9 protein-coding genes are annotated in these 11,217 nt (G+C 67.6%); 2 read left to right on the forward strand and 7 right to left on the reverse strand.

Features of this window, described 5'->3' with window-relative positions; genetic code table 11:
• The first annotated feature begins 118 nt into the window (after positions 1-118).
• Positions 119-1,267 (forward strand): adenosyl-hopene transferase HpnH, encoded by a 1,149-nt coding sequence (gene hpnH, locus CP958_RS05565; RefSeq protein ID WP_096700984.1) that lies wholly within the window; start codon positions 119-121, stop codon positions 1,265-1,267.
• Here the strand turns inward: hpnH and CP958_RS05570 are convergent.
• The 5 genes from CP958_RS05570 to hpnA form a co-directional block, all read right to left on the reverse strand.
• Positions 1,217-1,867: a nucleoside phosphorylase gene (locus CP958_RS05570; protein ID WP_096700985.1), complete on the reverse strand. Its 651-nt coding sequence runs from the start codon at positions 1,865-1,867 to the stop codon at positions 1,217-1,219. The genes hpnH and CP958_RS05570 overlap by 51 nt on opposite strands.
• Positions 1,868-2,008: 141 nt before the next feature.
• Positions 2,009-3,964 (reverse strand): squalene--hopene cyclase, encoded by a 1,956-nt coding sequence (gene shc / locus CP958_RS05575; protein ID WP_096700986.1) that lies wholly within the window; start codon positions 3,962-3,964, stop codon positions 2,009-2,011.
• A gap of 20 nt (positions 3,965-3,984) precedes the next feature.
• The gene (gene hpnD / locus CP958_RS05580; protein WP_096700987.1) at positions 3,985-4,854 is read right to left on the reverse strand and encodes a presqualene diphosphate synthase HpnD; all 870 of its coding nucleotides are present in this window, start codon (positions 4,852-4,854) and stop codon (positions 3,985-3,987) included.
• 5 nt (positions 4,855-4,859) lie between these two features.
• Entirely contained in the window at positions 4,860-6,029 is a 1,170-nt protein-coding gene (locus tag CP958_RS05585) for a glycosyltransferase (RefSeq protein ID WP_096700988.1), read from the reverse strand.
• Complete coding sequence (gene hpnA / locus CP958_RS05590) at positions 6,026-7,018, reverse strand: hopanoid-associated sugar epimerase (protein WP_096700989.1); 993 nt, start codon at positions 7,016-7,018, stop codon at positions 6,026-6,028. The genes CP958_RS05585 and hpnA overlap by 4 nt, the downstream gene beginning before the upstream one ends.
• Positions 7,019-7,194: 176 nt before the next feature.
• Between hpnA and hpnI the strand changes: the two genes are divergently transcribed.
• Positions 7,195-8,328 (forward strand): bacteriohopanetetrol glucosamine biosynthesis glycosyltransferase HpnI, encoded by a 1,134-nt coding sequence (gene hpnI, locus CP958_RS05595; protein WP_096700990.1) that lies wholly within the window; start codon positions 7,195-7,197, stop codon positions 8,326-8,328.
• Here hpnI and CP958_RS05600 read toward each other — a convergent pair whose 3' ends face one another.
• Positions 8,329-10,011, reverse strand: a complete 1,683-nt coding sequence (locus CP958_RS05600) for a hypothetical protein (protein WP_096700991.1) — start codon at positions 10,009-10,011, stop codon at positions 8,329-8,331.
• On the reverse strand, positions 10,008-11,195 hold the full coding sequence (locus CP958_RS05605) for an SEL1-like repeat protein (protein ID WP_096700992.1): 1,188 nt from the start codon (positions 11,193-11,195) through the stop codon (positions 10,008-10,010). The genes CP958_RS05600 and CP958_RS05605 overlap by 4 nt, the downstream gene beginning before the upstream one ends.
• Between the last annotated feature and the right edge of the window lie 22 nt (positions 11,196-11,217).

Here is an 11,217-nt window from a genome sequence, read left to right on the forward strand (position 1 = left end):
CCCGCAGCCCCATAAAGCCCACACTCCTTCAACTGTTGAAACTTTCCAAGCCACGCCTGTATGATCCGCCCGCTCCCGGTGACGGGGGCGCATTCGAGGCAACAATAGAGTCCAGCCCGTGGCCGTCCCCCTGCACCAGTCGCTGCGCATCGGTTCCTACATCGTGCGCCAGCACCTTTCCGGCAATAAGCGCTATCCGCTGGTGCTGATGATGGAGCCCCTGTTCCGCTGCAACCTCACCTGCGCGGGCTGCGGCAAGATCGATTATCCCGACGCCATCCTGAATTCCCGCATCTCGGTGGCCGACGCCCTGGCCTCCATCGACGAGTGCCCGGCCCCCGTGGTGGTGCTGGCCGGCGGCGAGCCGCTGCTGCACCGCGAAATGGACCAGATCGTCGAGGGCGCCCTGGCCCGCAAGAAGATCGTCTTCGTCTGCACCAACGCCCTGCTGCTGGAAAAGAAGCTCGATTCCTTCAAGCCGCACCCCAACTTCACCTGGACCGTCCACCTGGACGGCAACCGCGAGGACCACGACCGCGCCGTGTCGCGCGAAGGCACCTTCGACCAGGCGGTCTCGGCCATCAAGGCGGCCAAGGCCAAGGGCTTCCAGGTCAACATCAACTGCACCCTGTTCAACAACGCCGATGCCGAGCGCATGGCCGAGTTCTTCGACTACACCAAGTCCATCGGCGTCGGCGGCATTACGCTGTCACCCGGCTACGCCTACGAGCGGGCGCCCGATACCGAGCACTTCCTCAACCGCCGCGCCACCAAGGAGCTGTTCCGCAAGCTGTTCCGCCTGGGCAAGGGCAAGAAGTGGGAATTCACCCAGTCGTCCCTGTTCATGGACTTCCTGGCCGGCAACCAGACCTACCAGTGCACGCCGTGGGGCAATCCGACCCGCAACGTGTTCGGCTGGCAGCGTCCCTGCTACCTGCTGGGCGAGGGCTATGCCAAGACCTACAAGGAACTGATGGAAGAGACCGATTGGGATTCCTACGGCACCGGCAAGTACGAGAAGTGCGCCGATTGCATGGTCCATTCGGGCTATGAGGCGACCGCCGTCACCGACACCATCAGCCATCCGCTGAAGGCTGCCATGGTGGCGCTGCGTGGCCCCCGCACCGAGGGCCCCTTCGCCCCCGACCTGCCGCTGGACAAGCAGCGTCCGGCGATCAACAACTACGAAGAACTGATGGCCAAGAACCTGGAAACGCTACATTCCGAGGGTCGGGCCAACAACCTTCACCGCGTCTCGCAGGGCTGACAGGGCGGCCTGACTGTCCAGGCCGACCCGGATCAACCCCGGCAATTCCCATGGGCGGCGCAGCAGCGCCCCCATGACGGCCAGCGGCCGGGCGGAGCCGTCGGGGGCCAGCCCCACGAACACCGATCTGGGCAGGCCGCGGCCCGCCGGATCGGCCACGGCGCGCAGCACGGCAAAGGGCTTTCCCGCTTGGGCGCATACCCTGGCCATGGCTCCGCTTTCCATATCCACCACCGCGCCGCCATCCTGATAAAGGGCGCGCTTGGCCTCGGGCGTGGCGGCGATGCGGCCCACCGCCGCGACAGTTCCGGCCCGCGCCGAGGAAATGGCCGCCAGCAGGTGCGAGGCCCAGGCCGCATCGGCGGCGAAGCTCTCGCCCTCCCACCGGACGGCGCTGCCCACCACCAGATCACCGGATTTGAGCGCCGGATCGAGACCGCCGGCAATGCCGAAGCTGAGCAGGCCCTCTGCGCCCTCGGCCAGCAGACGTTCGGCCAGTTCCGTCACCCGCCGCGTGACGCCGCCCGCCGCGCCCACCGGGATACCGGCAGGCAGCAGGGCGGCCTCGCTGTTCATGCCGACGATAACGCCGATTTTCATACCGAACTCCCGTGGGGAGCCGGGCTCCCGCCCCGGCCCCGGCTGGAGGCGATGCCTCCAGACCTCTCTTTTGTTTATAAATCAAAAGGGGGTCCGGGGCATGGCCCCGGATGGGCTCGGGCGATAGCCCGATATCTCCCCTTAAAGCGCGTGCATCACCGGCCCGGCATTGCCGGTGGTCAGGTTGCGGTAACGGGCCAAGGCCCAAATGGGGAAGAACTGGCGATAGCCGTGGTAGCGCAGATAGAACACGCGGGGGAAGCCCACCGCCGTGTAATGCTCCTCGTCCCACAGGCCCTCGGCGTTGCGGGTGCGGATCAGGTAGTCGATCCCCTTGGCCACCGCCGGGCTGTTGGTCTCGCCCGCCGCCATCAGGCCCAGCACCGCCCAGGCGGTCTGCGACGGGGTGGAGGGACCGCCCTCGCCCCTCGGCTGGTCGTCCCAGTAGGACCGGCCGCATTCGCCCCAGCCGCCATCGTCGCGCTGCTTGGCTTCCAGCCACTTGACCGCCTTCCTGAAGGCCGGATGGTCATGGGGCAGACCGGCGGCGTTCAGCGCGCAGAGCGACGACCAGGTGCCATAGACGTAATTGGTGCCCCAGCGGCCGAACCACGAGCCGTCCTTTTCCTGCTCGCGCAGCAGATAGTCCACGCCCTCGTGCGCCACCTTGTCCTTGCCGCGCTCGCCCAGCACCGACAGCACCGAGACGCAGCGGGCCGACACGTCGGCGGTGGGCGGGTCGAGCAGGGCGCCGTGATCGGCGAACGGAATGTGGTTGAGGTAATACGAGGTGTTCTCGGCGTCGAAGGCGCCCCAGCCGCCGCCCTCGGACTGCATGCCCTGGACCCACACCTTGCCCTTCTCGATGGGCTCGGCATAGGCCACCGGATCGATGCGGTCGAGAGCCGCCATCACCACGGCGGTATCGTCCACGTCGGGATAGTGGGGATTGTTGTACTGGAAGGCCCAGCCGCCGGGGGCGAGGCCGGGGCGGCGCACCGCCCAGTCGCCCACCACGTCGGTGATCTGGCGGGCCACCATCCAGTCGGCGGCCTTGCGCGCCGCCGCGTTGGCCTCGGGGGTGCCCACCTCGAGGATGGCGTGGGTGGCCAGCGCCGTATCCCAGATGGGCGACAGGCAGGGCTGGACCCAGGCGCGATCGCCCTCGTCCACCACCAGATTGCGGATGGATTGCTTGGCGATCACCACGCGGGGATCGTCCGCCGGCACGCCCAGTACGTCGTACATCCACACGGCGTTGACCATGGCCGGGAAGATGGCGCCCAGCCCGTCCTCGCCGTTCAGGCGCTCGTCGACGAAGGCCACCGCCTTGTCGATGGCCTTCTTCTGAATACCCTTGGGGAAGAAGCGGTAGACCTTCTGCAGCACCATGTCGATGCCGCGGAACAGATAGGCCCAGTTGGAACGCACCGGTTCCAGATACCAGTTGGTGACCTTCTCCGGCGGCGTGACGAACAGTTCCTGAATGTGGATGCCCAGCGGGTTGCGGGCCTTGGGCCGCAGGGTCATCAGCACGGTCAGGGGCGCGATCACCGTGCGCGACCAGTAGCTGACCTTGTCCATGTGGAACGGAAACCTGCGGGGCAGCAGCATGATTTCCACGGGCATGATCGGCACGCCCTTCCACGGAATCTGCCCGAACAGCGCCAGCAGGGTGCGGGTGAAGACGTTGGCCGTCGCCGCGCCGCCATGGGCCAGGATGGCTTCGCGCGCCTTCTTCATGTGCGGCGCGTCGACGTCGTCGCCGATGGCCTTCAGGGCGAAGTAGGCCTTGACCGAGGCGCTGATGTTGAGATCGCCGCGATGGAACAGCGGCCAGCCGCCGTGCTCCTCCTGGATATCGCGCAGGTAGACGCCGATGCGCTTTTCCAGGTCCGGATCGCGCTCGTCCATGTAGTGCAGGTACAGCACGTACTCGGCCGGGATGGTGGCGTCGGCTTCAAGATTGAAGACCCAGTGGCCATCCTCGCGCTGCTGCTTGAGCAGGGCCTCGGCGGATTCGTTGACCGCCCGCTCCAGCGGATCGCGGAACGCGGCGGAGTTGAAGTCACGGGGATTGATTTCGCTGGGAGACACTGTTCGACCTCAAAAATGGCTCAGAGCAAACCGTGGCGCAGAATACACCACAGTTTGAAGGCTTTCGAAACCTTGACCGGCGGATCGCGCGGCACAAAGCCCTCGGCCTCGACCCGCTTGAAGATCTCGCGGTACATCTCCTTCATCAGGGTGGCCGGGCGCATATCGGCCCTGGAACACTCGGTCTGGCCGGCATCCGAGGCCTGGAAATAGCCCCTCGCCTTCCCGCCCAGTTCGCGGCACACCGCCACCAGATTGGGATGGGCCAGCACTTCCATGGGGTCGCGGCTGGTGATCCCATGCTTGGTCAGCAACTCGTCGGGCAGATAAAGCCGCCCGATGGCCGCATCCACCGCCACGTCGCGCAGGATGTTGGTCATCTGCAACGCCATGCCGGTAGCATTGGCGGTCTCGATGGACTTGGGCCGCAGAGGCCCGAACACTCGCACCGACAGCCGGCCGACGGCGCAGGCCACCCGGTCGCAGTACAGCTCCAGCTCGGCCATGGTGGGGCGGACCATCTCGCCCTCGCCATCACTCTCGCAGCCGGCGATCACCGCCAGGAAATCCTCCTTGGGCAGGCCGTAGCGGGCCACCGGCCCCACCAGCGCCTTGGCGATGGCATGGGTGGGAGCACCGGCATACAGCCGGTCCAACTCCACCCGCCACTCGGCCAGTTGGGCGCGCTTGACCTCGGGGTCGCCGGGCTCGTCGGCGATGTCGTCCACCTCGCGGCAGAAGGCATAGACCGCGTACATGGCGTAGCGCCGGGGGCGGTCCAGCAGACGCATGCCCCAGTAGAACGAGGTGCCCGAGGCGCGCACCATGGCGGCCACCATCTCGTACTGGGCCGGGTCGATGGCGAAGGACTCGGAGGCCGGGGGGCTCATGGCGTTCAAGATTCCGCTCCCTGTCCCTGGCCGTGGGTGTCCTGCACCCGGCCCTTCCACTCGCCGCCCTTGCCGCCATAGTACATCCAGGCGGAATGCAGCGTGGCGCCCAGGTAGAACAGCGACACCAGGGGCAGGGCCAGCGCCCAGAACGGCCACAGGCGGTAATAGCGGACCATGGGATAATAGGCGATGGTCAGGGCCGCCCAGGCCAGGGCGCCGGTCGAGGCGCCGCCGCCGTTGCGCATGGCCAGCAGGGGCGGCGCGACGAAGACCAGCAGCATGGCGACCACCGTGCCGGCCAGCAGCAGCGGCGAATGGCGCAGCTGGGTATAGGCCGAGCGCGAGATCATCCGCCACAGGCCTTCCGGCCCTTCGTAGCGCCGGGTGCTGATGGTTTCCTCGGCCAGATCCAGGGTCAGGCGCCCGTGATGGGCCTTGACCGCCGCCGCCAGGGTGCAGTCGTCGATCAGCGCGTCCTTGATGGCCTTGATGCCGCCGATCTTTTCCAGCATGGCCGGGCGGATCAGCACGTAGCCGCCGGCCGCGGCGGCCGTGGTGCTGCGCGAATCCTTCACCCAGGCGAAGGGATAGAGCATGCGGAAGAAGAACACGAAGGCCGGCACGACGGCCTTTTCCCAGATGCTCTCGGTGGATAGCCGCACCATCAGCGAAGCCATGTCCAGCCCTTCGGCCAGCATGCGCGACACGGTGCGGCGCAATTCGCCGGGTCCGTGGCGGATATCGGCATCGGACAGCAGCAGCAGGTCGGCTTCGGGGAACCTGGACCGCGCCACCGAGACGCCGTGGCTCTGGGCCCACATCTTGCCGGTCCACCCCGGGGGCAAATCGGGAGCCTCGACCACCGTCACCCTGGCGGCCAGCCCCATCTCCTCGGCCGCCTTGCGGGCCGCCTCGGCGGTGCCGTCGGACGAATGGTCATCCACCAGCACCACGGAAAAGTCACCGGGATAGTTCTGCGACAGCAGGGATTCGATGGTCGCGCCGATGACGTCCGCCTCGTCGCGGGCGGGAATGACCGCCACCACCTGGGGCCAGACTTCCGGCACCACGGCCTGGGGAGCATCCTCGATCCGCCAGAACGATCCACGCATGGTAAGCAGCCAGGCCCAGGCTCCCGCCCCGACCACGCCCGCGAGCGATGCCAGACTCATGCAACCTCCCCGATGCTCTTGAACCACTCCACCGCCGCGTCCAGCGCCTCGTCGGCGGAACGGTGGCGGTATCCCAGTTCCCGCTCGGCCTTGGCCGAGGAGAAGAACATATGCCAGCGCGACATCTTGAGCCCGTCAATGGTGACGAAAGGCTCGCCGCCGAACAGCCGCGCCCAGGTCTCGGCGCCCACGGCCAGCGGATAGAGCGGCCAGCGCGGCAGCTTCATCAGCGGCGGACGCCCGCCGGTGATCTTGGCGATGCGGCCCAGGATGTCGGCCAGCGTCAGATTGTCGCCGCCCAGGATATAGCGCTCGCCGATGCGGCCCTTGTCCAGCGCCAGCAGATGGCCCTCGGCCACGTCGTCCACATGGACGATGTTGAGGCCGGTATCCACATAGGCCGGCATGCGACCGCAAGCGGCCTCGACGATCATGCGGCCGGTGGGCGTCGGCTTGACGTCGCCCGGACCGACCGGGGTCGAGGGATTGCAGATCACCGCAGGCAGGCCCTTCTCCGCCACCATGCGGCGCACCACCTCCTCGGCCAGGAACTTGGACTGCTTGTAGGGGCCGACCTTGTCGGAAATGTCGCTGGGCGTATCCTCGTCGGCCACGCCGCCTTCCACATGGCCCAGTGTCGCCACCGACGAGGTGTAGACCACGCGCTCGACCTTCTCGGCCAGGGCCGCCTCCATCAGCGCCCGCGTGCCGTCCACGTTGGCCCGCATCATGGCCGCCGGGTCGGGCACCCAGATACGGTAATCGGCGGCGGTGTGGATCAGCACCCGGCAGCCGGCCATGGCCTTCCTGAGCGAGGCGGCATCCTCGAGGCGGCCCTCGACCACCTCCACATGCAGGTTGGCGACGTTGCGGCGGTCCGAGGTGGGACGGGCCAGCACGCGCACGGCCTCGCCGCGCGCCAGCAGGGCGCGGACGATAGCGGCGCCGACGAATCCGGTTGCTCCGGTGACGAGAACAGGTGCTGCCATTTCCCCACGTCCGAATGCCCTGATTTGAGCCAAATCAGGGCGAAGGTTCAAGGTCTGGCGGCCCTGCGCAGAACGCATGGCCGGCGGCTGGTTTGTTACAACTTTTATGTTGGCATCCGCCAGTAAATCTTTGAAGTTACCGTTCACAAAAACGTTACAACCCTCCAGCACCGTCGATGATCGCGCTTCAACTCCTTGCCGCCGTTCTTTTCGCGGGCGGCACAGCCTATCTGGCCCTGGCGATCCGCCATGTGCTGCGGTATCCGTCCCGGCCCGCCGCGCCCACCGCGCGTCCACCGCTGACCGTGATGATTCCCGCCTACGGCGCCCCGCCCCGGCTGGCCGAATGCCTGCGCTCGGTATGCTCCCAGGACTATCCGGGGTTCCAGGTGGTGTTCGGCCTGCATTCCCCCGACGACGCGGCGCGGCCGGTGATCGAGGCGGTGATGGCCGAGTTCCCCCATCTCGACACCGAGCTGGTGATCGACGGGCGGCGCATCGGCACAAATCCCAAGAACGTCAATCTGGCCAACATGATACCGGTCTGCCGCCACGACATCCTGGTCATGGTGGACAGCGACGTGCTGGTGGAGCCCGGCTTCCTCGACGCCATGGTCCAGCCCTTCGCCCAGGCGGGAGTCGGCGGGGTGACCTGCCTGTATTCCGGCAATCCCGAGGACAATCTGGCCTCGCGGCTGGGGGCGCTTTACCACAACGACTGGTTCATCCCCTCGGTGCTGGTGGACATCTCGCGCCGCGACATGGACATCTGTTACGGCGCCGCCATCGCCGTGAGGCGCCGCGCCCTGGACGGCATCGGCGGCTTCGAGGCCATGGCCGACGCGGTGGCCCAGGATTTCGTCATGGGCCAGATGCTGCACCGCCACGGCTTCGGCATCCGGCTGGCCGGCTGCTTGGTCTCCACCGTGGTCGACGAAGACTCGCTGGCCGCGCTGCAGCGCCACGAACTGCGCTGGAACCGCGCCATCCGGGCGGTGCGCCCCCTGGATCACGGGCTCTCCATCTTCATGAGTCCGCTGGCCCCCATGGCGGTGCTGGCGATGGTCTCCTGGCCGCTTCCCCTGGCGCTGGGAGCCATCGGACTCCACCTGGCCCTGCGGCAGGCGCTGCACGTCCTGGTGCGGCGCCGGTTCCGCGTTCCCGCCGTTTCCGCCTGGCTGGTTCCGGTGCGCGAGACACTGAACTTCGCGGTCTGGGCCCGCGCCCTGCTGGGCCGCAAGGTACAATGGGCGGGAAACACCATGACCACCGGCCACGGCATGAAAATGAAGCGGGCGGGAAACGAGTAGCTAGCCGAACCCGCATTCCACCAGCAGGCGGTGAAAGTCGCGCAGGTGCTTCTCGCCCTGGCTGGGGTCGGGCATGGAAGCGACGAACTTCTCCTCGAACTGCTTCTGCCGCAGGTGCTCGACCACGCGGGCCTTGGCCATGTTGAGGGACTTGCCCTCGATCAGCACGCCCGAGCCGCAGAACTTGACCAGCCGGATGGCCCGCATGGCCAGCGGATCGTCGGGCTTGTCCACCTTCTCGATGATCTCCTCGGCGGTGAGGTAGCGGACCATCACGTCGTCGACGCGGTCGGCCAGTTCCTTGCGGAAGCCGTCCACCAGATTGGGGCAGGTGCGCAGCAGCTTGTTGGCGTTGGTCAGCGCCGCCATGCGGGCCGGCGGGGCGAGGCGCACCGGCACCCAGGCATCGATGTGGTTGGAGCGCCGGATATGGGCGTCCAGCATCTCGGTGAGGATTTCCCCCATGCTCTTGCCCAGGTTCGAGCCGGCCAGGGTAAGGAGGAATTGCAGCCGGACACAGCCGTCGGACAGCGCCCCCAGCAGCAATTCCAGCGCCTGGGGCGCCGAGACCGACGCCCCTCCCGAATTGAGCACCCGGGCGCCGCGCTGCAGCAGCGCCTCGGCCATGGGCGGGCCGCCCACCACCCGATCCTTGTCCACCAGCCGGGTCAGCAGCTTGTGGAACATCTCGTATTCCTGGGAGGAATCGTTGCGCGACAGGGGATTGGTGCCGCCCGCCTCGCGCACCACGCGGCCCATCAGCACGTCCCGGCTCTGGGGCAGCGAGCCTTCGGCGAACAGCTTGTTCAATTCGGTGAAGGTCTGGGGGGCGAACTTGGCGGCCTCCGCCGCGCCCTCGGTCAGGCTGACGATGGTGCACAGCGCCGCCGACAGATTGGACTGGAAGCCCAGCAGGTCCTGAATCACCTGGGCGGGCACGGTGAGGTCGGCGATCACCGCGTCGATCTCCACCATGTTGCCCTTGGCCTCGGGCTCGGCGGACCAGGTGATCAGCAGGTCCAGCTTGCCGAACCACGAGCGCTTCTCCAAAAGCGCCAGGGCCATGTACGAGCGCAAGGCGAAGGTGTCGCCCTTGGCCGCCGCCACCGCCTCGGCGAAGGTTTGCGGCGCCTTGGGCTTCTTGGCGGCGAAGTCCTTGGCGCGCTTGCCCAGCGCCTCCCACGACTTGTCGAGGAAATCCTTGCGCGCCTTGCCTTCCTCGCCCGACGCCTTGGCCTGCAGGGTCGAGACCCGGTCGATGGCCGAGAACAGCAGGTTGCCCTTGTCGCCGAACCGCTTCATCTCCTTGGCGTCGTGCAGCAATTCGAAGGGCGTCACCAGCGCCTCGTCCAGATACTTGCGCAGCAGCTTGCCCATGGTGGTGCGCGCCGGCTGGGCGTAGAAATCCTCGAGGTCGGAACAGAGCGGCGCCTCGGTGATAGTGGTGAGCGTGGGATCGCCGGCGGCCTTCTCGGTCGCCTTCTTCTCCATGATGATGGTTTCGGAATGGGTACCGTCGATACGCTCGAAATCCTTGACCACGCGCACCGCCGCGTGGTTGCCCGCCTGCAGCAGGTTCTCGGCGAAGGCCTTGGCCTTGGCCTCGTCGGGCGCCATCTCGGCGATCACCCAGTTCTTGTCGGCCAGCACCTGGACCTCGTAGGAGGTCTTCGAGCCGCTCATGACGAGGCCTCCGCCGTGCGGCGCCTTTTCTCCAGTGCCGCCGCCTGTACCTCGCCGCGCGCATCGCCGGAGGAGGCGGCGCGGCGGAACCAGCGGATGGCGGCCTCGTCGTTCTTTTCCACGCCCAGCCCCAGGGCCAGCATGGCGCCGTAATTGTACTGGGCCTCGGCCAGTCCCTGTTCGGCGGCGCGGCGGCACATCATGGCCGCCTCGGTGGGATCGGCGTCGGTGCCGCGCCCCTGGCGCAGCATGTTGGCCAGGTTGTGCAGGGCCGAGGCGAGGCCGAGATCGGCGGCCTGGCGGTACAATTCCACCGCCTGGGTCTCGTCCCGCTCGACGCCCGAGCCGGATTCGTACAGCGCCCCCAGGGCGAAGATGGCGCCGGCATCGCCCTGATCGGCGGCCTGACGGAACCACTTGGCCGCCACTTCGGGGCTGGCCTCGACACCACGGCCCTGGCTGATCATGTTGCCCAGGTTGAACTGGGCCGCCGCGTCGCCCTGCTTGGCCGCCTCGCGGAACCATTTCAGCGCATGGGCGTTGCTCTGCGCCACCCCCAGGCCCAGATCGTACATCACCCCCAGGGAATACTGGCCGCGCGCGTCGCCGGCCTTGGCCGCCTGGGTGTAAAGCCGCACCGCCTCGGCCAGATCGGGGGACACCCCCTTGCCCTCGCGGTAGGCGTTGCCCAGCGCCACCATGGCGGCGGCATCGCCCCGCTCCACGGCGGCACGCAATTGGGCCGGGTCCTCCACGGACTCGCCGATATGCAGGGGATCGGTCTCCACCTCGATCTCGGGCAGGGCGATCATCCTGGGGCCGGGCTCGGGAGCGGGCGGCGGCGGCGGGGAAGCGATTTCCGGTTCGGGCGCCGCCGGCGGCGGCGGGGCTTCTTCCACTGGAGGAGAGCCGTAATCCGGGCGCGGCACCGGCTGCGACCGGCCGGGCAGGTCGTCGACCCGACGCCGCACGTCCACCCCCTCGGCCGCCATCTTCTTGAGCAGCGCCATGGCGTCGGCATTGCCCTGACGCGCCGAGCGCACCAGCCAGACCACCGCCTCGTCCAGATCGCGCTTGACCTGATAGCCCAGGCGATAGAGGTCGCCGAGCTTGAACTGGGCGACCGGATCGTTTTCCAGCGCCAGAGTGCGATAACGGGTGACGATCTCAGGTTCACGCGCCATTCTGGCCATCCATCCCGAGGAA

Origin of the sequence: Magnetospirillum sp. 15-1, from assembly GCF_900184795.1 — a bacterium.
Taxonomy (GTDB): Bacteria; Pseudomonadota; Alphaproteobacteria; order Rhodospirillales; family Magnetospirillaceae; genus Phaeospirillum.

What these genes read in the sequence shown, in the direction of transcription:
- CP958_RS05570 (WP_096700985.1), bottom strand. Translation starts at nt 1,867, where the DNA reads ATGAAAATCGGCGTTATCGTCGGCATGAACAGCGAGGCCGCCCTGCTG.
- CP958_RS05605 (WP_096700992.1), bottom strand. Translation starts at nt 11,195, where the DNA reads ATGGCGCGTGAACCTGAGATCGTCACCCGTTATCGCACTCTGGCGCTG.
- hpnD (WP_096700987.1), bottom strand. Translation starts at nt 4,854, where the DNA reads ATGAGCCCCCCGGCCTCCGAGTCCTTCGCCATCGACCCGGCCCAGTAC.
- CP958_RS05600 (WP_096700991.1), bottom strand. Translation starts at nt 10,011, where the DNA reads ATGAGCGGCTCGAAGACCTCCTACGAGGTCCAGGTGCTGGCCGACAAG.
- hpnI (WP_096700990.1), top strand. Translation starts at nt 7,195, where the DNA reads ATGATCGCGCTTCAACTCCTTGCCGCCGTTCTTTTCGCGGGCGGCACA.
- hpnA (WP_096700989.1), bottom strand. Translation starts at nt 7,018, where the DNA reads ATGGCAGCACCTGTTCTCGTCACCGGAGCAACCGGATTCGTCGGCGCC.
- CP958_RS05585 (WP_096700988.1), bottom strand. Translation starts at nt 6,029, where the DNA reads ATGAGTCTGGCATCGCTCGCGGGCGTGGTCGGGGCGGGAGCCTGGGCC.